Source organism: Microbulbifer echini (genome assembly GCF_041447225.1).
GTDB lineage: Bacteria > Pseudomonadota > Gammaproteobacteria > Pseudomonadales > Cellvibrionaceae > Microbulbifer > Microbulbifer echini.
Genome location: NZ_JBGMEL010000019.1, coordinates 13955 through 40176, shown reverse-complemented (window position 1 = coordinate 40176; position 26222 = coordinate 13955). Strand labels below are relative to the sequence as shown.

Annotated in this window: 16 protein-coding genes; 6 read left to right on the top strand and 10 right to left on the bottom strand. The window is 47.3% G+C overall.

All coding sequences use genetic code 11. The features are described from left to right. Window positions 1-46: 46 nt before the first annotated feature. The gene (locus ACCI51_RS16455) at window positions 47-4963 is read right to left on the bottom strand and encodes an NAD-glutamate dehydrogenase (protein WP_371844574.1); all 4917 of its coding nucleotides are present in this window, start codon (window positions 4961-4963) and stop codon (window positions 47-49) included. A gap of 315 nt (window positions 4964-5278) precedes the next feature. Here ACCI51_RS16455 and ACCI51_RS16450 point away from each other — a divergent pair, with 315 nt between their 5' ends. From ACCI51_RS16450 to ACCI51_RS16425, 6 genes are all read left to right on the top strand, one after another. Continuing rightward, window positions 5279-6250 (top strand): AAA family ATPase, encoded by a 972-nt coding sequence (locus tag ACCI51_RS16450; RefSeq protein ID WP_299586422.1) that lies wholly within the window; start codon window positions 5279-5281, stop codon window positions 6248-6250. Then, a complete protein-coding gene (locus ACCI51_RS16445; RefSeq protein WP_299586425.1) occupies window positions 6250-7221 on the top strand; it encodes a DUF58 domain-containing protein in 972 nt (323 codons plus the stop codon). Before ACCI51_RS16450 ends, ACCI51_RS16445 begins: the two co-directional genes overlap by 1 nt. Window positions 7222-7321: 100 nt before the next feature. Next, complete coding sequence (locus tag ACCI51_RS16440; RefSeq protein WP_299586428.1) at window positions 7322-7873, top strand: DUF4381 domain-containing protein; 552 nt, start codon at window positions 7322-7324, stop codon at window positions 7871-7873. Beyond that, entirely contained in the window at window positions 7866-8906 is a 1041-nt protein-coding gene (locus ACCI51_RS16435; RefSeq protein ID WP_299586430.1) for a vWA domain-containing protein, read from the top strand. The genes ACCI51_RS16440 and ACCI51_RS16435 overlap by 8 nt, the downstream gene beginning before the upstream one ends. Next, the gene (locus ACCI51_RS16430) at window positions 8903-10759 is read left to right on the top strand and encodes a VWA domain-containing protein (protein WP_371844546.1); all 1857 of its coding nucleotides are present in this window, start codon (window positions 8903-8905) and stop codon (window positions 10757-10759) included. Before ACCI51_RS16435 ends, ACCI51_RS16430 begins: the two co-directional genes overlap by 4 nt. Window positions 10760-10886: 127 nt before the next feature. Beyond that, window positions 10887-12530 (top strand): BatD family protein, encoded by a 1644-nt coding sequence (locus ACCI51_RS16425; RefSeq protein ID WP_371844545.1) that lies wholly within the window; start codon window positions 10887-10889, stop codon window positions 12528-12530. Window positions 12531-13271: 741 nt separating this feature from the next. On the opposite strand, the gene ACCI51_RS16420 is transcribed toward ACCI51_RS16425, so the two are convergent. From ACCI51_RS16420 to ACCI51_RS16380, 9 genes are all read right to left on the bottom strand, one after another. After that, window positions 13272-14027 (bottom strand): glycosyltransferase family 2 protein, encoded by a 756-nt coding sequence (locus ACCI51_RS16420; protein WP_371844544.1) that lies wholly within the window; start codon window positions 14025-14027, stop codon window positions 13272-13274. 25 nt (window positions 14028-14052) lie between these two features. Further along, on the bottom strand, window positions 14053-15036 hold the full coding sequence (locus tag ACCI51_RS16415) for a GDP-L-fucose synthase family protein (RefSeq protein ID WP_371844543.1): 984 nt from the start codon (window positions 15034-15036) through the stop codon (window positions 14053-14055). A 1-nt stretch (window position 15037) separates the two neighbouring features. Further along, window positions 15038-16156 carry a GDP-mannose 4,6-dehydratase gene (gene gmd, locus ACCI51_RS16410; RefSeq protein ID WP_371844542.1) on the bottom strand — a complete coding sequence of 373 codons (1119 nt, stop codon included), beginning with the start codon at window positions 16154-16156 and terminating at the stop codon, window positions 15038-15040. A 47-nt stretch (window positions 16157-16203) separates the two neighbouring features. After that, window positions 16204-17376 carry a glycosyltransferase family 4 protein gene (locus tag ACCI51_RS16405; RefSeq protein WP_371844540.1) on the bottom strand — a complete coding sequence of 391 codons (1173 nt, stop codon included), beginning with the start codon at window positions 17374-17376 and terminating at the stop codon, window positions 16204-16206. Next, the gene (locus tag ACCI51_RS16400; RefSeq protein WP_371844538.1) at window positions 17373-19676 is read right to left on the bottom strand and encodes an alginate lyase family protein; all 2304 of its coding nucleotides are present in this window, start codon (window positions 19674-19676) and stop codon (window positions 17373-17375) included. The genes ACCI51_RS16405 and ACCI51_RS16400 overlap by 4 nt, the downstream gene beginning before the upstream one ends. Then, entirely contained in the window at window positions 19669-21387 is a 1719-nt protein-coding gene (locus ACCI51_RS16395; protein WP_371844537.1) for a hypothetical protein, read from the bottom strand. The genes ACCI51_RS16400 and ACCI51_RS16395 overlap by 8 nt, the downstream gene beginning before the upstream one ends. A 71-nt stretch (window positions 21388-21458) precedes the next feature. Then, complete coding sequence (locus ACCI51_RS16390) at window positions 21459-22313, bottom strand: glycosyltransferase family 2 protein (RefSeq protein WP_371844535.1); 855 nt, start codon at window positions 22311-22313, stop codon at window positions 21459-21461. 51 nt (window positions 22314-22364) lie between these two features. Further along, window positions 22365-24404 (bottom strand): acyltransferase family protein, encoded by a 2040-nt coding sequence (locus ACCI51_RS16385; protein WP_371844534.1) that lies wholly within the window; start codon window positions 24402-24404, stop codon window positions 22365-22367. Between the two features lie 155 nt (window positions 24405-24559). Continuing rightward, window positions 24560-26104, bottom strand: a complete 1545-nt coding sequence (locus ACCI51_RS16380; protein WP_371844533.1) for a glycosyltransferase family 2 protein — start codon at window positions 26102-26104, stop codon at window positions 24560-24562. Between the last annotated feature and the right edge of the window lie 118 nt (window positions 26105-26222).

The window sequence follows — 26222 nt, the reverse complement described above, 5'->3', positions numbered from 1 at the left end:
TATATTTCACGGGCTCGCGCCGGTCGCTTCCCGGCACATTAACGGCCTATTCTGCCAGGGACTCGCGGTCTGCTGTGGCGTGGGCAAGATACATCAACTCACGCAACGCAACAGTAAACATCGCAAAATCACTCACAGCGGCCGCCTTCAGCTCAGCAATCATGTTATGCCAACGCTGAATAGCCGGCGCCATAATAGCGCTCCAGCGCGACATTGCACTATCTACGTCCAAATTCTCCGCACTAGAGAGGCGCAGGATATTTACCGCCAGAGTGGCGAGCTGGCTATCCAGGTCATCCATGCTGGTCTCGCGGGCCTGAGCCTGCCAGAAGCTATCCACCGGTAGATCCACGATCAGGTTGCCAAACCAGTGCAGGTTCAAAGCATCGGAGAGGCTGAAGTAAACTTTAGCCACCTCTTCAACCGGCCGATCACTGGCATAGGCAGACTCAGAAATCCCAAGCGCCGAGTACAAGTAAGTTGGAGAGGCTGACAGCAATGCGACATCTTCTGGTAAGCCCGCCTCCAACAGCTTCTGGTAGCGCTGCTCCCACTCGCCCAGCGGAGCCCCACTAAGTACTTTAGGCAACGCCTTAATCACCCTTTGCACCTGGGACTGGAACAGTGCGCAATTCTGCGCGGGCTCCAAGTCACTGCGGCGATTGCGCAAGAACCAGCGCGCGGCGCGGCGAACCCGGCCAATCATAGAGTTGAGTAGCTCGGTCTGCAGCTCGGCGGGCACCTTGTAATCCAATGCGGCCAATTGCTGTTGAAATTCCACCATCTGATACACATCGCGGGCGCTGATATAAGCAGCCGCGACATCGTTGACATCGCCCCCTGTTGCACTGCTAATGCGGCTGTAGAAGGTGATCCCCATGCTGTTCACCATTTCATTGGCTACCTGGGTGGAGACAATTTGGCGCAGCAGTGGATGCTCGTATACCTGGTCCTTGTAGCGTTCAACCAATGCCGCAGGGAAGGCAGATTCCGCCGCCTCGCGCACGCGGGGGTTATTGGTAATTTCCGCCTCCTGAAGCTCTTCCTTCAGTTTTACTTTCACATAGGAAATTAAAACCGAAAGCTCCGGTCGAGTCAGGGTTTGTCCTTTGTGCACCCGCTCAGAGATTTGCTCATTGTCAGGAATAAATTCCAACGCCCTATTTAAGCGGCCATCGTCCTCGAGGCTGTTAATGGTGCGACGATACTCATCCAGGCGCTTGGAGACCTGATATTCAGCCACACTCAAGGCGCGGGTCTGGTCGTAGTTGTTATGCAACACCAGATCGCTCACGGAATCTGTCATACCATGCAGCAACTGGTTGCGCTGCTTTTCGGTGAGGTCACCATTAGCCACCACTTTATCGAGCAGTACCTTGATATTTACCTCGTGATCAGAGCAATCCACCCCGGCGGCATTATCGATAAAGTCGGTATTACAGCGACCACCCTTGAGGGCAAATTCAATACGCCCACGCTGGGTCATCCCCAGGTTGCCGCCCTCACCAAAAACTTTAGCGCGCAATTCAGAACCATTCACGCGCAGGTGATCGTTGGATTTGTCTCCTACCTCACTGTCGGATTCGGTGCCGGCCTTCACATAGGTGCCAATGCCACCATTCCAAATCAAATCTACCGGCGCACGCAGTAGCGCACTAATCAGATCATTGGGCGTCAACCGGTCTTCCTTGATATCGAAAGCCGCCTTCATCTCCGGACTGATACTGATCGCTTTGACCCGGCGCTCAAAGATACCACCACCCTTGGAGATCAACTTGCGATCGTAATCCCGCCAGCTGGAGCGAGGCAGCTCAAAAAGTCGCTGACGCTCTTCAAAACTGATCGCCGCATCGGGGCTCGGATCGATAAAAATATGCATATGGTTAAAGGCGGCCTTCAACTGGATGTGCTTCGAGAGCAGCATCCCGTTGCCAAAGACGTCTCCCCCCATATCGCCAATACCGATTACAGAGAAGTCCTCTTTCTGAACATCCACTCCCATCTCACGGAAGTGTCTCTGCACAGATACCCAAGCCCCGCGGGCGGTAATGCCCATTTTCTTGTGGTCGTAGCCCTGACTTCCTCCCGAGGCGAAGGCATCACCCAACCAAAAACCGTAATCCCCTGCAATACCGTTGGCGATATCCGAAAAGGTGGCCGTCCCCTTATCCGCGGCCACAACTAGGTAGGGGTCGTCCTCATCTCTACGCACCACCAACTTGGGCGGGTCAATTTCACCATCTTTTAGGTTATCGGTAATATCCAGCAACCCGCGGATAAAGGTTTTGTAACAGGCAACGCCCTCTTCCATCATGGCTTCGCGACTACCATCCACCGGGGGACGTCGTACAACAAATCCGCCCTTGGCCCCGCTGGGGACAATCACCGCATTCTTCACCGCCTGGGCCTTCACCAAACCCAATACCTCAGTGCGGAAATCTTCCAGGCGATCGGACCAGCGCAGCCCGCCACGGGCCACCTTGCTGCCGCGCAGGTGTACACCTTCTACTCTTGGGGAATAAACAAAAATCTCAAATTCCGGACGCGGCTCGGGGATACCGGGAATATCCCGCGGGCTGAATTTGATGGAGATATAATCTTTAGGTTGTCCATCCGCTCCCGTTTGGAAGAAGTTGGTGCGCAAGGTGGCGAGGATCAACTCAAGATAACGACGCAGTACCAGGTCTTCGTTGAGGTTTTCAACCGCATCCAGGCCATCGTGAATCTTTGCGATCAAGCGCTCGACTCGGGTTTGCTCCTGCTTACCGCTACTCAGGCGCGGATCGAACAATGCGCGAAACAGCGCTACCAGGTTACGGGTAATTTCCACCTGGCTGGCTAGGGTTGCGGCAATATAACTCTGGCTGGCACCGGACTTTGTCTGCTTCAGATAGCGGGCATAGGCGCGCAGCATGGTAACTTCACGCCAGTTCAGGCGCGCGGCCAATACCAGGCGATTGAAGGCATCACTCTCCGCGGTGTGGTTCCAAATCGCCGCAAATGCATCCTGGAAAAGCCCGCGCGATGCCTGCGCATCGATTTTCGTTGGAAGACCAAACTCCAAGTGGAACTCATGCATCCAAACATCGGTACTACCACTGGGGCGAATGGTATAGGGGAACTCTCCAATTACCCGCAGACCGAGATTCTCCAAAACCGGTATCACATCGGAGAGGGTCAAGCCGCTGCCCCAGTTAAATACTTTGAAGCGCAAACTGCCCTGGGGCGCACCAACCGGCTGATAAAAGCTCATCGCCACCCGATTGTTTTCGTTGAGGTCCTGAATTGCAGCCACATCCTGAACGGCAATGCGCGGTTCAAAGTCCTCCCGATAGCCCGCCGGGAAGGCGCGGCCAAAAGTTCGGAAAAGACGGTTACCCTGCTCCTCTCCGCTGCTGTCAATTAAGGATCGTTGAAAAATGTCTTCCCAGGAGCGGGTTATGTCCACAATTTGCGCCTCCAGCAGCGCTACATCGATATCGACAGGTTCATCAGCCGAAACGCGGAAAACAAAGTGCACCCGCGCGAGAATCGATTCGGAAAAATAAGTCGTAAAGTCAGACTCTTTGGCCTTAATCGCTTTGGAGATATGGGAGCAAATGACTTCGCGCACATCACTGCTAAACTGATCTCTCGGCACATACACGGTGGCGGTAACAAACTTGCCAAAGAGATCCCTGCGCATAAACAGGCGAACATGGGCGCGCTCATTCAGGCTCAGCACCCCCATCACTACATCAAACAACTCCTGAGAGCTGCTCTGAAAAAGTTCATCGCGGGGGAACGTGTCCAGAATACGACGTAACGCCTTGCCATCATGCCCATACCCAGTCAAGCCGCTGGACTCAATAATTGAGGCCATCTTGCGCCGGATAATCGGAATCTTGGCCGGACTCTCTGTATACACCGGTGAGGTATAGAGGCCCATAAAGGCCGACTCGCCAATCACCTCGCCCTCTGCGTTGTAGCGCTTGATCATCACGTAATCTGAATAGGCGCTGCGATGTACACGGGATTTCACCGACGACTTGGCAAAAGTCAGGTAGTTGGGCCCCTGGTAAAAGCGTTGCTTGCCCTCGCTGAACGAGGTTTCATTCATGGGCGCAGCAGCTTCCTCCAGCTTCTTGAAGATCCCCAGACGGCGGTTTTCAACCTCTGTGAGGATTTTCTTGTCGTCAACTTGGCTGAATTCATATTCCCGGTACCCCAGGAAGGTAAAGTTGCCATCGCGCATCCACTGCAGGAAGGCGCTGGCCTCGAGGAGATTGGTATCGTCCTCCGAGATGCCCTCCTTCAGCTGCCCTTCCATCGTGCCACAGGTCTCAAGCATCGGCGCATAGTCATCAACTACCAACTCCACATCCCCGAGCACATCCTTTAAGGCCGCACTAAGGCCCGAGGCAAAGTCGGCCGATGTATCCCGGTTGACCTCTATATAAATCAGCGCCTCACTGATGAGCTTCGATCCTTTGGCAGACTTGCTCTCCTTCGCCGTGACATGATCAAAGCTCAGATTCTGGATGGCGTCTCGAGAAGGGTGTAGGTGTTTTAATTTGCCACTGGCACTGCGCTCAAGGTGAAACACCGTACTTATTATCGAGTGGATAACAGTATTTTTCTGATTGACCTCCATTCGCACCGAGTCCACCAGAAAGGGCATATCGCGCACCAGTAACCCTATTACCGTGTGCGGACATTCCCAGCCGTCATCCTCCAGGCGTGGGTTAAAAATCCGCACCTTGGGCAAACCATCAGAGCGTTGCTGGATAAAGTTCCACCAGGAGTAAATGCAGCCGTAGACATCCACCAGGCGCCGGCCCTGCAGGTCTTCCAGCGGGTACTGGTGCAGAAACTGCTGAGCAAAGGCCACAACGGGCTCGGCATCAGATGCCAACGTATCGCGAATCAGTTCACAAACCTGTGCGACCAACTCTTCACGGCTATCGGTAATCACCGTCGCCATATTCACGGGGAACCTCCCAATCTCATTTTTGTCACATCGAATCTAATGACAGTAGATCCGAAAAGATCGTCATCTCATCCCCTAAATACTGCAGGGACGAGTCCTAAAAATTAAACTTTCCATTAACCTTTGAAGTGGCACCAGAGCCCCTCAAAAGAATGTCGCCTATCAATGGGCGTAAGTTCGGTGGTTGCCTCTTTATTTGGTGCCGCTAAAATCAACAAGTCCCACCGCTTTGGCGGCGACTATATATAAAAGATGGTAGATAGCCACCCGTATCGACAGGTCGGGCACATTTATAGAAGAAGAGACGCTATGGAAGCAAAACGGAATATCAGAGATCGTATCACCGCACTGGGCGACTGGCTGGAAGAACAGATCATCGGCCAGGAGACACTGGTTAATCGCATCTTGATTGCTCTGCTTGCCGATGGCCACCTTCTCGTGGAGGGGGCCCCAGGCCTGGCCAAAACCAAGGCGATCAAAACACTGGGCGAAGCTATTGAGGGAGACTTCCATCGAGTTCAATTCACGCCAGATCTACTGCCGGCAGATATTACCGGCACCGACATTTACCGGCCGGAAACCGGAGAGTTCCATTTTCAACCGGGACCGGTATTTCACAACCTTATCCTAGCCGATGAAATAAACCGCGCGCCCGCCAAAGTACAATCGGCGCTGCTGGAAGCCATGGCCGAACGACAGATTAGTGTAGGTCGCAAAACCTATCCGCTACCGCAATTATTTTTAGTGATGGCCACCCAAAACCCTATTGAGCAAGAGGGGACCTATCCTCTACCTGAAGCGCAATTGGACCGATTTCTTATGCAGGTAAATCTTGCCTACCCCGGCGCCGAGGCGGAAGCAAAAATCCTGCGCCTGGCCAGATCCGAGGCCACGCTTGGCGAAAATCGCCCTACAGAAACTATTAGCCAAGAGACGATTTTCCAGGCCCGTAATCAGATCCTGGAAATGCAAATGGTCGAGGCCGTGGAGACCTATACTGTCCAACTTATCATTGCTACGCGCGAACCGGCGAAGTATGACAGCGAGCTGGCGTCATGGCTAGATTTTGGTGCAAGCCCCCGAGCAACAATTGCACTCGATCGCTGCTCCCGTGCACATGCCTGGCTTGAGGGCCGAGACTTCGTAACACCCGATGATGTAATGGCCGTAGCACCGGATATTTTACGTCATCGCCTGCTGCTTAGCTTTGAAGCCGAGGCGGCGGGTATCACTACAGATCAGGTGATTCAGCGCCTATTGCAACAGGTACCGACGATCTGATGCAAACGGCAATACCCCCTTCAGATTTAGATTTGCGCGGAGCCTACCCTGAAGTGAGCTCGCTGGTGCAGATGCGCTACATCGCGCGCCAGCTACAACTCTTTAAACCGCGTCTGGTGCGCAGTGATCAAGCCGGTAATTTACTCACCCGCTATCGCGGACGCGGAATGAATTTTGAGGAGGTCCGGGATTACCAGCCTGGCGATGACGTGCGCACAATTGATTGGCGTGTCACTGCACGCACGGGTAAAACCCACACCAAGCTTTATCAGGAAGAGCGGGAAAGGCCTATTGTTATACTGCTCGACCTCCGTTCGCCGATGTTTTTCGGCAGTCATCGGGCATTTAAGTCTGTGGCCGCAAGCGGAATCGCCGCAGCATTGGGATGGGCCGGGCTGCAACATAGCGACCGCATAGGCGCGCTGCTCTTCTCCGACCACGACATAGACACCGTGCGCCCAAAACGCAGCCACCACGCCGTTTTGGCAATGATCCACAGCGCTGTAGACCGAGCCGCCAAATTGCAAAGCCCAATCCCAGAGCACGGTAGCCAGTCCATGCAAACACTGCTGGAGGAGGCCCGCCGTATCGCTCGCCCAGGCAGCGCACTGTTTTTGATCAGTGACTGCCACGACCTCAACCAGCCGTGCTCTCAATCCTTATACTTACTTTCAAGGCATGCTGATCTACAAGTGATCCGGATTACGGACCCCTTAGAGATGCAGTTACCCAGTCAGTCTCTAACGATTTCCGATGGCCACCGACGCACTTTCCTGAATACTGGCAATCGCCCATTGCGTGAGTACTTTGCTGAAAAACAGGCTCAGGCTCGGGCCGATGTAGAGCAGCTATGTCGAAAGCATCGACTACCACTGCTGGACTTTGACAACACCAAGCCCCTGGTCGGGGAATTAATGTCTTTTTACGGTTCTCGCCAGCAAAATGGTTGGCACAAAAACAAAAGGCAGTAGCCGTGATCGATATGAAACACCCTTTATTTTCGCCATATAGCATTTATTTGACCGTTTCAATTCATAGTGTCGGCAGCCGCATTCTGACCGGGGGAAAACCGTGCTGAGAAAACAACAGCAACTACAACCTCCCTCACCAGAGACGCAGGAGTTGTTAGCACAGCTCCACGACATCCAAGAGCCTCCTCCTGTGAGCTGGTGGCCACCCGCCCCAGGCTGGTGGCTGCTCGCCCTATTGATATTCGCCTTTCTGCTAGGGCTCACCCTTTGGCTTCACCGCAAGAAAAAACAGGCCGAACGCAATCGCTACCGGAAAGAAGCTGTCGCCTTATTGGAGACGATAAATACACAGAAGCCAGAAGCCGCCGAAGAGATCAATGAAATATTAAAGCGCGTCGCGGTAACCACGTTCAGCCGAGCGCGCTGCGGCAACCTCACCGGTAATGCCTGGCTCAAATTCCTCCAAAACAGCGCCCTCTTGGAACCCCCTCACCAGGTGCATGCAGTGTTACTCGAAGAACTTTACCGAGGCACATCCGAACCAGAGAGTAGCCAGGTTTTTTGCCAATATGCCATTCAGTGGGTCCAGCAACACCAATATTCAGAACAAGCGCCTGCCCCCCGCGTTGACAAGGAGCCTGCCAGTGTTTGAGTTTGCCTGGCCCTGGGTATTTCTACTTGCCCCACTACCACTGCTTGCACGACTACTATTAGCGCAGGCCAAACCTTTGAGCAGCGCACTCAAAGTACCCTTTTACTCGGAGCTTTCCCAACGCGGTGGCGGGGAGCAAAACAATCCGATCAATCTCCTATTGCTCACCTTGATTTGGCTGCTGCTTATTTGCGCAGCAGCGCGCCCGCGCTGGTATGGAGAGCCTATTTCCCAGGCCAGTAGCGCACGGGACCTGCTGGTTGCGGTAGATATTTCCGGCAGTATGGAGACCCCAGACATGCTTTTAGGTGGCCGCCCCGCGATGCGCATCAATGCGGTCAAGCAGGTAGTGGGCGACTTTGTCGAGCGGCGCCAGGGCGATCGTCTGGGGTTGGTGCTCTTCGGCACTCGCGCCTATTTACAGGCGCCGCTGACTTACGATCGCGAAACGGTAGGGACACTTTTACGTGAGGCTCAAATCGGTTTTGCCGGCCAAGGTACTGCCATTGGTGACGCTATCGGTCTGTCGGTTAAACGCCTCACCCAGCGTCCTGCAGAACAGCGCGTATTAATTCTGCTTACCGATGGCGCCAATACCGCAGGGGAAGTCTCCCCACTGAAAGCCGCAGAACTGGCGCAGCAGGCTGGAATTACGGTCTATACCATTGGCGTGGGTGCCGAAGAGATGGTTCAACCGGGCCTTCTGGGCAGCCGTTATGGTAGCCGGCGGATCAACCCATCAAGAGATCTCGATAGCAAAACCTTACAGGCGATCGCCGATACCACCGGTGGGCGCTATTTCCGTGCACACAACCCCCAAGAGCTTGCAGAAATCTATTCAGAACTGGATGAATTAGAGCCGGTGGAACAAGAAGCGGAGAGTTACCGCCCGCTAAAATCCCTGTTTGTCTGGCCTCTGGGCCTTGCCCTACTATTAGCGGCAGTCTGGGCATTAACCCCTCTCTGCATAAATTTTCGATATCACTCGACCACCAACAAACCCTCAGCTACGAACGGAGGCCGGGCACAGTGAGTTCACCTGAACTACTCCAGTCTTTTCACTTCCTGCGTCCCTATTGGCTTTGGCTGCTGATTCCGGCTGCAGTACTTTGCTGGAATCTGAGCAAAATGTTCTTAAACAACGCTCAGCTACAAAAGGTAATTGATGCAGATCTATTACCACATCTCTTAATGCGCGGTGGCGCCAAGCGCCCATGGCTGTTCGGATTGATCTTCGCTCTGCTCGCCGCCATGATTCTCGCAATGGCCGGGCCCACCTGGCGAAAGCTGCCAACACCGGTCTACAGCAACCAAGATGCCCTGGTGATCTTGCTGGACCTATCACCCTCCATGATGGCGACGGACCTCTCCCCCAACCGCCTCACCCGCGCAAGGTTGAAAATTCTCGATATATTGCGCGAACGAAAGGACGGGCTGACGGCCTTGGTAGCCTACGCCGGCGAAGCTCATGTGGTGACACCACTGACAGAGGACACCGCCACTATTGCCAATCTAGTACCTTCGCTATCACCAGCCATTATGCCCGTACCCGGCAGCAATATAGAGATGGCGGTAAATACTGGTATTCGCCTCCTTAAAGATGGCTCTGCAGGGCGCGGGCAACTGCTCTCTGTCACCGACGGTATTGATCCAAGCGCTGTAAGTGCCATCGCCAAATCCCTGGCCGATGCTGACGTTGAGCTCAGTATTCTTGCGGTCGGCAGTGGCGAGGGAAGTCCAATTCCCCGAGGCAACAGTGGGGGGTTTGTAACAGACAGCAACGGAGCCATTGTCATTTCCAACTTTGACCCGCGAGAGTTGCGTAACCTGGCCCGCGACAGTGGTGGCCGCTATGCAAAAATCACAGTGAATGACTCAGACATTGAACATCTACTCCCGCAGGATGAAAATCCGGAGCAGGCTGAGCTGACCGAAAGGGAATTCGATCAGTGGCGCGATGAAGGACCCCTTTTAGTCCTGCTCCTTCTGCCATTTGCCGCACTACTGTTTCGTCGTGGCGCTCTCGCCTGCGCCTTGCCCCTTGTTTTAGTGATCAGCTTCCCCAATGAAAGCCAGGCATTGGAGTGGAAAGATCTCTGGCAACGCAAAGATCAACAGGGGCAACAGTTGTTAGAAAAAGGGGAAACCTCTAAAGCCGCTGAAACATTTCGCAACCCTGAATGGCGCGGCGCGGCAAATTATCGCGCAGGCGACTATGCCGCTGCTCAGCAGGATTTTTCTCAACAAAAAGATCCACAGGGTCTCTACAATCTGGGGAATAGCCTTGTACAGCAAGGCGAGTATGAGCAGGCCATAAAAGCCTATGACCAAGCCCTAACAGAAGCGCCCCAATTCGCAGATGCACAGCACAATCGGGATATTGCGGAAAAACTCAGAGAGCTTCAGAAACAGCAACAAGAACAGCAACAGCAGTCACAACAACAGGCCGGGGATCAGGATAAAAAACAGCAGCAGGAACAGCAAGCTGGTAACCAGCAACAAAATCAGCAGGGCCAGCAGCAGGAAAACCAACAACCACCACCCTCAGGTCAACCCCAAGAGCCCTCCAGCCAGGAAGCTGAACAGGAACAGGAGCAGTCTGCTCAACAACAAGCTCCTGAGTCAGAACAGGAGCAGGAACAGCGCGCACAAGACGGGGAGAAAAAACCAGGGGAACCTCAGGAAGAGTCCAAGGGGGCCGGTGTAGAGGAAGGCCAGTTAGACCCTGAAACCCAACAGGCCTTGGATCAATGGCTACGGCAAATCCCCGATGATCCCGCCGGCCTGATGCGAGAGAAATTTAAATATGAGAGTTTACAGAGGCGACGTGCCTACCGCAGTGGAGAATGGGAACCCCCTGAAAACGGAGCCACCCAGCGCTGGTAGAAAATGATCTCCGAAGCCTAGTTTTTATGTCTGGTTTTAAATGTGTTCAAACCCAGGGAAGCTCATGGAAAGCTTTTTAAGAAAAAATAATTCAAACAACCCTGTACATTTATCAGGGGTCCGTTATTTGCTTCTTTTGCTCGCACTCTTTTGCCTGCCTGTAAATAGCCAGGCAAGTGACCTCAGCGCAAATGTCGATAGAAATAAAATTGGTATCGATGAAACCCTAAACCTAAGAGTGCGTTATTCTGGCGATGAGAATGGCGGCCAACCCGATTTCGAATTACTAGAGCAGGATTTCGACATTCTCTCTCGCCAGCAATCCAACCAATATCGAGTCATCAATGGCCGTGCAGAGAGCTTCGTAGAATGGATACTCACACTCGCACCAAAACGTGAGGGAGAGTTATTTATCCCCTCCCTACATTTTAAAGGCCAAGTCTCCGACGCAATCCCTATTAAGGTCAGCGAGGCCGGGAGCGCACCCGATGGCGCCAAGCGCAAAGCCTTTATGGAGATTGAGCTGGACAAGGATGAAGTCTTCGTACAAGAGCAACTACTAGTAAAGGTCCGTTTGTACACTACCATTGGCCTGCACGATATCGCTACCGAGCCCCTGCAGGTAGCCGGCGCACATGTAGAGAAAGTTGATGAGCAACGCTATGAACGAAAACTGGATGGAGTCAGCCATGCCGTCTATGAACTTACCTATGCGGTTTTTCCCGATAGCTCCGGGCAACTCTCTATTCCCGCGCTAACTTATGTTGCTGTTGCTGGACGTCGAGATCCCTTCTCGCTATTTAATCGTAACAGCCAAAGACTGCGCCTACGCTCCCAGGGAAAAACCATCGAAGTGCTCCCCAAGCCCGATAGCTACAGTGGCGCTCACTGGCTACCTGCGGCAAGCCTGGGAATTGTGCAAACTTGGAGTCAAGACCCAGATACCTTTGCGGTCGGTGAACCTATCACTCGAATCCTTACCATTCGGGCCGAGGGCCTGCGCGCAGCCCAGCTACCCCCTCTTCCCAAACTAGACCTGCAGGGTCTTAAAACCTATCCGGACCAACCACAACAGGAAGACCAAGTTGGTCCGAATGGTGTCACTGGCAGCCGCATAGAAACCACCGCAATCGTCGCCACTCAGCCCGGCGATTATCAACTACCCGCCATCACCCTCACCTGGTGGGACACTAAAAATAAGAAGCAACGCACCACTCAACTCCCCGCATTCCGCTTTAAGGTCAGCGGCACTGCAGCCACAACACCACCGTCACAAGAATCCGGAAATCTGCCCACTTTAGCGACGCCTAGCACCATAAACTTAGAAAAGCAGGGTCATTTCTGGCGCAACCTAGCTATTGCTGCCATTGCCTCCCACCTATTGTGGATTCTTTATTTTTATCGGCTCAACCAAAAGCGAACCAAGCTTCAAACAACGAATCCAAACCCAGAAAAAAAAGAACAGCATGAGGGCAAGTTGAAAAAAGCTATTGAAAGCGAAGACCCAATACACATCCAACAAGCCTTACTGGAATGGCTACAAAAGCAATGGCCTCGAACAGGTGGAAATAATCTCAGTGAGATTTCTCACCAATTAGGATTTGAGGAACTAGTAGAACTTCAGTCACTTTTAGCTGCAAGCCTCTATCAAAAACCGATGATAGCTTTAGATATAACGAAGCTAAAAGCACTTGTTGGTATACTCACGAAACGCACGAATAAAACAAACGAAACATCTAAGCAAAGGGATCTCCCAAAATTGTTCTCATGACTAAAATTAGTTTAGATGGTTCAATCTGCCACGGTCGTCAAAGTATAGAGTAATCAATTTTATGGACACCACAACTGAAGAAATGATAAAGAGCCCTTAATCCCCCAGCTCACGAGCTACTTATTTTTTGGCATCCTGCAGAGAGGCCCAATCCCTGTAGGCAAGGTCGGTTTTTTAGGGTCACATCAGTATCATTTCACCCGGGGTAAACTTCAGACTTTCCGTAAATTTACAGTGCGGCTTGCCCTTTTATGGCGGTACGGTCATCAATTAAGCAGCCAGTCTGATGGTAAAGTTTGATTTCATGCCCCGTGCCTCTACTGAAATGTCTGTCGCTAAGCGTTCCGGGTGCTGCCAGTATCGCTCCAGTTTAATTCGCAGAGGATTTCAATCTATTGTCGTTCCTTCAAAGTTAAATCAGTATGGTTTTCCATGAAGTTTTTGACTAGGTTATGTGAAAGCTAGCTAGCCTTCCCTCAGCCGCCCCTTTCGGCACCTTCACATGTATAGATTATTTTAGTTATCAAGGCTGCATTAGCGCTACAACATTCCCACTATGGGAACCTGGGGGTACTGCCACCAAAAATATATTTTCTTTAGGCTACCATACGCATGCCCTGATTAGTAAAATCAAAAGCCATTTAGGAAATAAATTAGATCTAGAAAGGAGGTTACTGAACTTCAGGATCATAGATAGTTTTCATCTTCGACTCAGAGCCGCTTACCTCCCCAAGGTCTACACTACCTAAAAGAAATATATTCTAATAATTTAAACGGCACTTTAAATGTCATCATTAACAGGTTTGTATACACATTATTTTCGCGGCAAGCTTTGACAATTTCCCTATTCTGGTGGATCTTCCAAAATACTCCTCTATTACTAGCCCCTCCATCTCGCATTTTCACAATAGTTCTAGGAAGCCTCTTAGAACTAACTCCATTACACAGTAAATACCTAACCAGGAGTTCAAAATCAGCGGCAACCTTATAATCAGTCTTATAGAGGCCGAATTGATCATAACACCTCTTTCTTATAAAGAAAGTCGGGTGCGGAGGCATCCAACCCCATCGAAACTTAGAAATATCGAATTTTTTAGAATCATAAATACGAATTTCTTTTGAAGTGTCATCACGAGAAACTATCTTCAGATCAGCGTAAATGGAATCTATAGCTTGATCCTCAAATTCGGCCATAACCCTAGATAAAACGCCATTATCACAGTAAACATCATCCGAATTAAGGATTCCAACAACATCCCCAGTCGCAATAGATATCCCTTTATTCATAGCGTCATAGATGCCGTCATCAGGCTCCGATATTACTTTCGCAATACCATCCTTATAGCCTTCAATCACCGATAATGTATCATCGGAAGAGCCACCATCCACGATTATATGCTCTATATTCACATAATCCTGAGACATAATGGAGATTATCGTATCCCGTATCGTTCTACCGCTATTGTAACAAACTGTAATAATGCTAATTTTTTTCATTTAAAACTTGCTAACAAAATAATAATTAAGTACGAACACTACTCACAGAGCCACCTTTAAGTGAAGAGCTATACCACTCGTAAGTATTCCTTAAGCCTTGACCAAGCATTGTCTTTGGGGCCCAACCCAGTTCCGACAAAAGTGAAGTGTCCAATAGTTTCCTGGGTGTACCATCCGGCTTACTAGTATCAAATTTAAGGGACCCAGAATAACCCACAGTTGCAGCGATTTTCTTGGCCAAGTACTCAATCGAGCAATCCTTACCATAGCCTACATTAACATGTGAATTTTTTTCACCAACAATAGAACGATATAACCCCTGCCTCATATTCATGATATAGATACAGGCTTCCGCCAGGTCATCAACATATAAAAACTCCCTCATAGGAGTGCCCGTACCCCAGATAACAACCTCCGGCTCCCCAGTAGACTTCGCCTCATGGAATCGACGAATTAAAGCAGGGATAACATGTGAATTCTCAAAATGAAAATTATCACCTGGACCATAAAGATTGGTAGGCATAACACTCCTATAGTCACGCCCATATTGCCGAGAGTAGGCTTCACACAACTTAATTCCAGCAATTTTTGCAACAGCATACGGCTCATTTGTTGGCTCGAGCCCCCCTTGCAACAACGCACCTTCAACTATTGGTTGAGGACATATCCTTGGGTAAATACATGAAGAACCCAAAAAAAGTAAATTTTGAACGCCAACCTTATGAGCATAATGGATCAAATTATTTTGAATCATTAAATTCTCATAAATAAATTCAGCTGGATATTCATTATTTGCGAAAACCCCCCCCACTTTAGCCGCTGCCAAATAAATAATATCGGGCTTCTCTTGATAGAGAAACTTCTCAACAGCAGCTTGATTCGTTAAATCAAGCTCACCTCTACCAAGAGTAATTATTTCCTTACAGCCCTCTTTCAACAATGCTCGATGAAGGGCCGAGCCCACCATACCATTGTGCCCGGCTAAAAAAACACGCTTCTCAGTATGCATTTTACTCACCCCTTCTAAATGGTATGTCAAACCCATTACCGGCCAAAAGGGCTTCTTTTTTTGCTATATTAAGATCACTGATCATCATTTCAGAGACCAATTCATCAATTGATATCTTAGGTTTCCAACCGAGTTTCTGCCTAGCCAAAGAAGAGTCCCCCAATAAAGTATCCACTTCTGCAGGACGGAAATATCGAGGATCTACTCGTACTATTACATCTCCAACGGTGAGGGCTGGGGCCCTATCCCCTTCTATAGAAGTCACAACTCCCACCTCGTCCAGACCACACCCCATAAAATTAATTATGACGCCTAAATTTGAAGCCGCCATTTGAACAAAGTTACGAACTGAATATTGCACTCCCGTTGAAACCACAAAATCTTCTGGATTATCCTGTTGAAGCATTAGCCACTGCATTTCAACATAATCCCGTGCATGGCCCCAGTCTCGCAGGGCATCCATATTTCCAAGATAGAGAGTCTTTTCCAGACCCAGAGCTATATTGGCAAGGGAACGAGTGATCTTACGGGTTACAAATGTCTCACCTCTTCGAGGAGATTCATGATTAAAAAGAATGCCGTTGCATGCATAAATGCCATACGACTCTCGATAGTTAACGGTAATCCAATATGCATATAATTTTGCCACTGCATATGGGGAACGAGGGTAAAATGGGGTTGTTTCTTTTTGCGGGGCCTCTTGAACAAGCCCATATAACTCTGAAGAAGAAGCTTGATAAAATCGAGTTTTATCCTGCAAACCAAGCAATCGTATTGCCTCAAGAATGCGTAAAGCCCCAAGGGCATCAACATTTGCAGTATACTCGGGCATATCAAAACTTACCGAGACATGTGATTGAGCCGCCAGATTATATACTTCGTCAGGCTGCACCTCCTGCAAAATTCGAGTTAAATTAGAGGTGTCAGTTAAATCGCCGTAATGCAGTACAAAATTACGGTTCATTTCATGAGGATCTTGATACAAATGATCGATTCGTTCCGTATTAAACGAGGATGAGCGGCGCTTAATACCATGTACTTCATACCCCTGACCAAGTAAAAACTCAGCCAAATATGAACCATCTTGCCCTGTAATTCCTGTAATCAATGCCTTTCGCATTTATTCAACCACTCCCAAAGAGGCCACTATTCAAAAAATAAAAATTGTTATGCAAGCAGGGGGGTTATAGCCTTGTAGAAAACAGCCCGCTGAAATTCCGGCGTATAATGAGTGTCAATAATGGCTCTGCAATTCTCCGCTGTAATACGCCCTGAATCCATATCCAAAAAACAACCCTGAATTTTATCAGCAAGATCATAAACATCGTCGTTCCGAAAAAAGGCACCGCTGTACCCTGGTATGACTGCTTCAAATTCTGGCATCTGATTTGGGAAATCATCATGTGTGATTACCGGCGTCCCACAAACTAACGCATGCATTGCAGTCAACCCAACTTCACCAGGGGATACACAAATATCGGCTGCAGCAAGTAAAGGCAGTACTTCTTCATCCCGGTAGCATTCACCGTAAAAAATAATTCTCTCACTTACATCCATCCCCCAAGCTACGCCACACAGCTCATCTCGGGCAGAGCCCTCACCGATCAGAAGTGCCTTGACAGCAACTCCGCGTGTTTTGAGTAGTGCTACCGCGCGAATTAATAGATCTAACCGCTTGGACTTCTCAAGACGGCCCACAAATACAAGTAAACGCTCAGGATTATCACAATACTGATACTTGATGTTTTGTAGATTTTCAATGCCATAAGTACCAATCAATTTACGCTGGGCATTGACATCTAGAGAGTTATTAATCACAAATAGCTTATCTGCGGGCAACCCAGCCCTTTCAAGTTGTTTCCGTCCGTGCTCTCCATACAACAGTAGAGCATCCGCAAGACGATAAAAACAAGTTCTTATAATACGTTTTACGCCCTTTTCATTGCCGTAAATACCGTGGGTCCAAAACACCACCTTTTTGCCAAAAGCTTTGGCAAGGATCACGCTTAACCAAGTTGAAATCCTATGGGCTTCCCCCCAGTAGACAATAACCCGGCAAGGACTTGATACTGCCAGTTTAATCATCCCTGTCTGCCAAAAACATATATTTTTGAAATACAAACTTCGGATTTTCATCCACCGAACACCACCGCTTTTAATGTTGGTGTTACAAAATTCAGCAGATACTAACTTAATCCGGGATTCATCCTCCCGAGGGTCTGCATAGATTACAACAGAGGTTTCGGCAGGACCTTCGGTACTAATCAACCTAAATACAGGATATCGATATAATGCAAAGCGGTCTGGCACTAAAGCTATCGACCGATTTTCCTTACTCACGCTACACCTGCACTTTCTACTTTTAATCTATAATATCCAGTAGCGCCGAATTCAAGGTTCCAAAATGGTCTTACGCCATCATGAGGATGAAACAGGGGTTTGGCTGATGATATTTCGGGAAGCTTGAATTCATCTTTATAGTCGAATTGACCGTATTGATGCTCATAGCCAAAAGCTATTGGTAAAAATCGCTGTGAATCGAAATTATCAATTTGCTTATATGGCCAGGATTTTTCAGCATATGACAGGAACCACTCCGCTCCCTTTTGAATACCATTGCCAGATCGACCAGAAAAATTCCAGATATCTTCTCCAGCTGCTTCTGCAATACGGCACAAATTGAACCATCCCTGAAGATTGAAACAACAGTAATGCGCAGTGTTTGTTCGCTTCATTTCATGAGGCTGATACCCATGCTCATCGAACTGCGCTAGTAACCTAAAGCGAGAATCACGCAACGTCTCACGCAAAAGTTTTGCCTCTCCCAAAAATGCACAGATTGCAGAAACCTGTAAGTCGTAGTAAGTACCATGATTATTGAGGGCGGATCTCTCTTCTACTCCCTGCTTACTGTGCTGAAGCCAATGTAGGTAGGTGCCAAGCCAAGTCTTGAAAGCAGAAATTTCTTTCTCAGAAAGAAATTTCCCAAGTTCCAACACCCTTACAGCATCAAGAAAGTAGTACAAGTCTTTAAATTCAATAATTCCTGAAGCGGCCCCACGATTCTTATTGTACCCGCGGCGGACCTGAGCAAAATCTAGATGAGGAGTCATGGCGGTATCAGAGTCTAGAAACCAATAACGTACGAACGACGCACCATGCTTTCCATACTGTTCATCACCAAAGTGATACCAGGCTAGTGCAAGCACATAAGTATCATCAAACAAACGTTGCAATCGGGTCCGATCATACCTGTCACTTAACGGTTCATACATTCGAGTTCCTGGCACGCGCTGTCCATCACGTCGTATATAAGGCAAACCAGGAATTTTAAGCGGGTTAGGCCAATAATAGGGCGCCGGGTGCCAATAATCATGACGGTTACCGCCAGGAGGGAGCGTTGTCTTATGCGCGACGGAATAAGGCCCACGGTCGAGAGCTTGATCAGCCGAAATTTTAAGTTGCTCTAAAATGACATTATGCTTTCGTGAAGCATTATTTGGGTTTATAAAAATAAGCTTGTGCTGTTCCAGATTGACATCCAAAGCTTTCGCATCTAGATGATCTAGCATACCAGTAATTGCCTCTGTTCGAGCCTCTCCTCGACCGACCCACGCCTTATGATCACGCTGTTTCTCAAGCTCTGCTTTTCCGGAAAACAGACGGGCCACCCACCCTGCATAACTAAAGTCCCCAGCATCGGAAGAATAATCTGGGCATGGAAGGTCCCATGGCTCAATTGGCCATTTATCCCACTTACCTGGGACACCCAGCCTCCAGAAAAGCTCAACCTTTGGGCGCCTTCCATAACTATATTCTGTATTAAACTCTTCCTTTGCATCAGCTCTGAACAACACCTGAGGCTCCTCAATTGCTTCCGGCCGAAAACTTGGATTTAGCAAATCCTCGTTATCCGTGATGCGAGCCATCGGCACAATGTGGTAAGGGAGCTTCGAGTTCGAGATAACTGATCTGCGAATCTCACCCCATGAATTCTCTGTCAAGAAGCAATTTCCGTCCCATGGAAGTACCCATTTCGCCCGGCCTCTACCATCCTGTAAAGCAATGTTTCTTGCGCCATTGTTATTCATTGCGTAATTGTTCTTATAACGGTAAGTACGCATGATTATTGCTGCCCGCAATGGTGCAGGCAGCTCTCTTAATGTCGACGCATACGGCGCAAAATCACAAGGAATTCCTTCTATATCCCAGCCCACCTTCCTGTACTCCTCCCAGTCAAATGGAATATGGATATAAGGGTACCCGGTAGACTCAAGAAGATTGATGATTTGAAGCTCTTCTTCAGGATCTACAATTCGATTTACAACAAATCGCTTTTCACAATCAATCAGGTCGGGCTCATATTCAAGGATGAAGGCAAGGTTATCTCTGGACTGCCCCTTTTTATGCCGAGGCACCAAATCATTGCCAATGATCCTATAAAGGCAAAAGCTTTCAACGGTAAGTGGACTAATGCCTATTTCCGGACAAGTGCTCACAACACAGTTTTTCCGGTCACTCTTCATCCTATCAGAAGGAAAGCCAACATCTCGACCATTTGGGTTAAGAGCTTTATCAATACGCCTTTTAACCTGGCGTGCATATGGGAGCTGCGCAATAAAAGAACGAAAATTAAGCACTTTCACGCTCCATTAGTAGGACGTCACTATCAATTAAATTTTCAGCGATAGACAAGCACTCTCTGTATTTTTTTTTACTAAAGGCCGCCTCAAACTTTGCCATTTTATTTATTAGTATAGCGCTATCAACTGTAAACTGACTCTCTAAATCACTTCGCTCGAGGGACAGCTTGCTTAATATAAGCCGTATCTCGGACTTTTTGATTCCTTTAGGGAACTTATATCCAATCGGTTCAATTGACCAGCGATCCCAACCCGAAAAAAATGGTTCAATGAACTCTCTATGGACCAGAAAATTATCTACACCCCATGAATGATTATGCAAATAGAGGGGGGAAGAGCTTAGAATCTTTAATATTTCACCCCACAAATCCTTAAGACACGTAAAAACCTTAACGGTTTCTTCGGTATCCACAGCCACCAGCAACTTATTGATGGATATACGAGAAAGTCGTGTGATCAATGTTGGAGCACAATTACGATACGCTGCCACCAATTTATCGCAAGGCTTCAGCGACCACTGCAACTCAATTGCTTTATGTATGACCATATCATATTCATCATTATCTCTAACCAGCCGAGATTGCTGGAGATCTAATATTTCGCAATGGTAACTATGCCTCTCAAAACTTCTTATACTTGGTGGTAATCGCAGTTGTTTCCGCCCCATATATTCAAGTAACAGCTTTTCACCATTCATAACACGGCGTGATTTCATATCATATATACGAACTTGATACAAAGGCTCTGCATCTAGGCGTTCACGACGTACCAGATTTATAAGGAACACGTCTTGAACGATACTATCGACCCATAAAGAGAGATAGCATTCATGGCTAACACCAAAGTCAACTAACTCAGCAGAAATCCAAGAACTGCGTGAATCGGCTGCTAAAAATTGATGTAAATCTGATAGCTCTAGTGATTGACCGTCATCGCGAGAGGAGTATGCCTCAAACAATAATGTATCAACCTTATCCTTCGAGCGAATAAATTTAAAGAAACTCTTACTCGAAGTGGAAAATGTACTTAGCAGCTGTCTAAGAAGAATAATAGATACTATCGAGAAAAGCAGGTTTGCATCACCACCCACCAGGAATGGCTGTAAAATTACAAGAAAACCAGTCAAAAAAGTCACGGAAGTAACAAGTTTTAGGTAACCTCCAATATCCTCATCTATCAGTTTTCCGATGTTCCCCCCGCGCCCATTTATATAATTTTGATAAGCGCAATAAGAAAGCCCATAAAAAGTTAAAGCCATCATTATGATGTATGCAGCGAGAGGTAAATTAATGAAAGTTACCGCTACAATAGCTACAATGGTGAAAATCGAATTTGAGAGAATCGTACAACAAGTCGAGTAATACCCTTTAATTCTTTCTTCTTGACGACTGTCACCCTGTGCAACTGCTACACCCGCCAACCCCCTTCGCATCTGAACTAACCTTCCACCATTGGCCGCTATTCTATCCGCGAAAAGTTCGGCTATTAACGAAATAACGTAGAGGAGCAAAGCAACTAAAGAAAGCCCAACAATCCATTCGGTTTTATTCTCCGGACGGATAAAGACCTGGGAATACGAAGGAACACCATCTGAACTCGCCAAAAGTAAAACTTTTAGAGGCATTAAAAAAGCAATCAGGCTTGTAGTATGAGCTACAATACCCGCAACAATCGCGAACAGAGCCAAACCAAACTTCTGCTCAAACATGTAACCACAAACCCTAGAAAACCAGGATAAATAGTATCTAGCATTTTTAAACATCATTCTGCAACCATATCTTAGCGGCGTTCGGGGGGGTTACCGGAAAAAATAAGCAGGACCTCTATCATCTCTGTAAGCCACAACCTCATCTGAACTAACACCGCAATAACCCTGTGATTAATCGAGGTGTTTGACTTACAAAAAAATTTTTTTACCGCTCGTACTGGGGGAGTATAAACACCTAAAAGCACCCTCAATCTGTTTACATTTGGCCTTGATAATTGCCCTCCGACTATCCTCCTTGCTTTAGTTTCCAGCTCATACCAAGTTTTACGTGCTGGGTGGTTCACAACAGAATCAGGTAAATAGATAAGCTGTACTTTGCTCCGTATCGCTTTTTTACAAAAATCAACATCCCCCCCGGAATAAGCCCTTTCCGAAAATGCACCTAATTGCTCAAACAAACTTCTTTTGACCGATAAGTTAGCCGTAGCAGCATAACCACTCTCAACATATTGTGCTTGATTTATCCCCTTGACGGAGTCATAAATCTCATACCAACTTGCGTTTTCTGAAGATGAAATATCAACCTTTCCTGCTAAGATTGCAGGCTGATCCTTAAGCCCATTGATATAAAAATCAATCGCACTTAACCAATCAGGACGAGGTATGCAATCAGAATCTGTAAAAATTAACCATTTTCCCCTGGCATTTTCTGCCCCAAGGTTTCGCGCTGCATAAGAACCCAACCTATCGCACTTAAGAATCCTAACATTCAAGCCGTTATAGTTCGGTTTCTCAATAACAGTAGATCCATTATCCACAAGAATTATCTCATACAATGCCTTGCATATAGATTGAGCGCTCAAAGCCTCCAATAAAACTGGAATCAAATTCCACTGCTCATAAACTGGAACTATGATTGAGTACACAACCTCTCGAGGAGAGAAGCAGGAGCTATCATAAGGAGACCTAGCCATAGATTAACCCCGGGGCTCAATATCTGCTGATGAACTGTCAATAAGCTGTGAAGAGATAAGCCCTCTCACATCTCTTCCTAGGCCCATAAACTTTTTAAGCATACGAACATCACTAAACAAAGTGATCGAACCATAGGGTGAAAGGTGATGATTATCACGATGCAAAGCCTTACCATTATTTGTAAAGATACACTCATCATCCGGACATTGAATATCAATAACAGATATATAATTCGGAGTAAGCTCCGCTAACCTTAAGTTATACCTTACTTCTTTAGATACAGCCTTCAATTTAGGACCGCATATGCGACTTAACATTTCCTCAGTATGAAAAAAATCCGGAACAGCCCGACATTGGGCCAACTTCATCTCTGGCCTGATAAAATCCCCTAAAATATACACATTGTGTCCAGATTTAGACAAATATGATGTGAGCTCATGGTTTATTTCAGCTATTTGTTTCGGTGTATTTCTTTTAGCGCTTGTTATAAGAGTAAGTACAGGTTTAGGCGCATCTGATGCCCAATTAAGAAACTGGCGATTCTTTTTTATACAGCTTTCCGTTAGATCCTTGCGTTTCATATCACGGACCAACCCATTAAAACCACTCTGAGGTATGCACCCCGGCATATATGCAATTGCAATATTCGTATCCGGGAAAATTTCTGAAATGCCTGCAACCGTATGCAAAGCGTGGCTATCTCCCCACACGACGATAGTCTCGCTAGAATTTCTATCATTTTGACAAGTGAATATATCCTTTGGAAATTCAGGCATTTCCCCAGTACAGTACTTTTCTCTCTCAAACTTCCGCCACTCGGAGTTTGTTAACGTTTTGCGTTCCACGGGAATACGATCTTCGTAATCCTTGGCGACAAGCGCCAACATTGCCATTAGTGCAGCACAGGCAGGGAGTGAAGCCCTTTGCATGACCGCCCTATATGTCAGGGGTTTTACCGTCAAGTACGACGCATTGCGCATTGGGTTTTCGACTGTAAAATAGAGCAAATAGCCCGCTAAAATGGTTAAAGCAAGCAAAACCAGTTTCGACTGAAGGGAAGTCAAATCTCCTCCCAGAGAAACAAAAAAAACAATAATTGGCCAGTGCACCAGGTAAAGGGAATAACTCACCCTCCCGAAGAACCTTGCAACATGATTCCCAAAGACGAGTCCCGCTATGCCAGAATCTTTTCCTGCCCAAATAATCAATCCAGTACCCGCAGCAACAACCAAAGCATTATAATATGGAAACACTGCATCCTCAGAGAGCAGCACCATATACAATACGATAATCGACGTCCCCAATAGGACTAGAAAATCCGCAACACTTTTGCGAAGTCGCCCTATTCCAGGGCCAATAAAAACAAGGCCCGCGCCAACCATGAACTCGAAAATACGGAAGGGAAACCAATAAAAGGCTGTGGTTCCACCGTCATTGAAGTTGACTAACAGCTTACTCTGTCGAGCCACCACAGCTCCGAGATCGCCACTTATAAAGAGGGCATTTAACGCAAATGAAGCGGAAAAAAGAACAAAAATTGCAGTTTTTGTTAGAACTAAACGATTAAGCTTTAACAGCCCAATCAGAACGAATGGCCAGAATAGATAAAACTGCTCTTCAACACCGAGCGACCATGTATGCAATAGGGGCTTGGAAATTGCATCCGCATCAAAATATCCCACACTGGACCAGAAATAGATATTTGATATACTTAAAATCGCTGTAATTGAAGACCAAACAGTTGATTCAAACTGCTCTTTGGAAAATAATAAAAAGGCGGCAATAACTGTCAAACCGACAGTGGCCAAAACCGCCGGCACAAGCCGTCGTATACGCCTCCAAAAAAAAGAACCAAAGTTCACCGTCTGATTCAACCTGAACTCTTTGGTAAGCAAAGCTGTTATGAGATAACCGCTGATCACAAAAAAAACATCGACACCAACAAAACCACCCTTTAGCTGCTCAAACCCTAAGTGAGCGCCAACCACTCCCAACACTGCCAGGGCCCTTAAACCATCAATATCTTTACGATATTCAATCATTACAACTAATCCTATTCTCTTTCCATGCTGCGAAAATTACGCTACAGCGGACCTCGATCTACCCATAAAACATTTCTGAAAATCGCACTCATCGCAACTTTAATCACTACAATTGCTTTATTATCCGCCGGTTGAGGGCACTCTATGATTAACATTTAACGGTGGTCATAAACAGTAAGATTCGTGTTAATCAATTCGTCAGAGACAGAAGCGGCACATGGAGCTTCAAACTTTCGCTCGACCTGAGGAAAATCGAGGTACGCTGAATCTTCAGAAATAGTTTTGTGCCAGCCTTTCCATGCATCCTTATATTTTATTCTTGAAGAAGAAATTCCAGCCACCTTATCAATACCATGAACGGGATGATTGGTTAAACTACCTTCTGCATCAAGACAAATCATACTGATTGTTTCCTGCGTGACGAACTTATCCCCAAAAATTATTTTCGCCCTCTGAATTAACTCACTGTCACCACCAAAGCGCACACTGTCCCAATAACCCAACTTTTCCCGGAAAGAATTCATCTCAAACATGCATGATATACTTGCGAGCCTAGCAACCCCATCAGGGCTAACCTTACCTATCCGACTAAAATGATCAACACCACGCCTTTCATTCATACGAATCATTCTCGTAATACTGGCGTTGACATCACCTGCACCCAACATCACTCTCATTTGATTCTCAATTCTCTGGGGGTGAGCCCAGTCATCCGCATCATGGCCAGTCAAATACTTACCTTGCGCAATTCGAAGTGCATAATTTTTTGAGACATAGGGGCCAACATTAACGTGGTTTCGAAGCGCTACAATACGATCATCAACAGCAGAGTAAGCCTTGACTATCTCCCAAGTTTGATCAGAACTGCAATCATCAACAATAATTAATTCAAAATCTCTCCATGTCTGCGCGAGAATAGACTTTATAGCGTGTTCCACTGTCTTTTCAGCATTAAACGCCGGCATTATAATAGTCACCTTACACGATGAATCGACCGTGTAATCGCCTGGCACTAGACACTCTATTCTTTGAAACTCACCACTTTTAGACGGGGCTCTTGATGACAATGATATCGGTAAAAGTCCAAACGACTCCAAGTAATTATTTATATTTCCTAACCATTTTTCTTCATCATTCAAATATAGATTTAATGATAAAAGCCATCCAGCAGCAAGGTTCTCACCAGTCAGGTAGAAGTCAAAGAAATCTACCGCCTCATCCACTCCATACTCTCTTAATACACCCATTGACAAGAACGCAAGATCTGATCTACTCGCATTAGGCTTAGGCCAATAGTTTCTATATTTGATTCTTGCCGAAGTGATTCCGCGCAAAGAGATAACATCAAGTTCCCGAACTTCATACTCATTATTGACAAGTGCATTTTGTGCACGACGATATGCAAGAACACCTTTTATCGTGAACAGCATAGCAATCGGTAATCTAGCAAGGAATAACCCTCCTTTCCCGAGAGCTGAAACGAAGGAATCACCAACATAGTAAGCTAGACTGTTTGTAATTCTATGTAACTTGATCCTCTCTTTCTCAAGCTCACACCTTAAGCCTTTAATTAACCTGGCTTTCGCTTTATAGTCGTTCAATTCAAACTTTAAGCTATCCGCCAAAGCTGCTTTTTTTTGTAAAATTTCAATCTCTTCAACTGAAAAATCAACTGTTTTCACTTTTTCTTTGTGTTGCATGGGTTCTTTTTTAGTAGGGCGCTAATGTAGCTTTGGTTATCAATTGATTTACTCAATGTAGAATTAAGCGGTAAAAATGGTCAGTTAAAGTATTTTGTGGATTCTCTGTTTCATCTGC

Excerpts from the sequence above, each read along its gene's own strand:
- ACCI51_RS16450 (WP_299586422.1), top strand. The coding sequence starts at position 5,279 with ATGGAAGCAAAACGGAATATCAGAGATCGTATCACCGCACTGGGCGAC.
- gmd (WP_371844542.1), bottom strand. The coding sequence starts at position 16,156 with ATGCGAAAGGCATTGATTACAGGAATTACAGGGCAAGATGGTTCATAT.
- ACCI51_RS16385 (WP_371844534.1), bottom strand. The coding sequence starts at position 24,404 with ATGATTGAATATCGTAAAGATATTGATGGTTTAAGGGCCCTGGCAGTG.
- ACCI51_RS16415 (WP_371844543.1), bottom strand. The coding sequence starts at position 15,036 with ATGCATACTGAGAAGCGTGTTTTTTTAGCCGGGCACAATGGTATGGTG.
- ACCI51_RS16380 (WP_371844533.1), bottom strand. The coding sequence starts at position 26,104 with ATGCAACACAAAGAAAAAGTGAAAACAGTTGATTTTTCAGTTGAAGAG.
- ACCI51_RS16445 (WP_299586425.1), top strand. The coding sequence starts at position 6,250 with ATGCAAACGGCAATACCCCCTTCAGATTTAGATTTGCGCGGAGCCTAC.
- ACCI51_RS16420 (WP_371844544.1), bottom strand. The coding sequence starts at position 14,027 with ATGAAAAAAATTAGCATTATTACAGTTTGTTACAATAGCGGTAGAACG.
- ACCI51_RS16455 (WP_371844574.1), bottom strand. The coding sequence starts at position 4,963 with ATGGCGACGGTGATTACCGATAGCCGTGAAGAGTTGGTCGCACAGGTT.
- ACCI51_RS16395 (WP_371844537.1), bottom strand. The coding sequence starts at position 21,387 with ATGTTTGAGCAGAAGTTTGGTTTGGCTCTGTTCGCGATTGTTGCGGGT.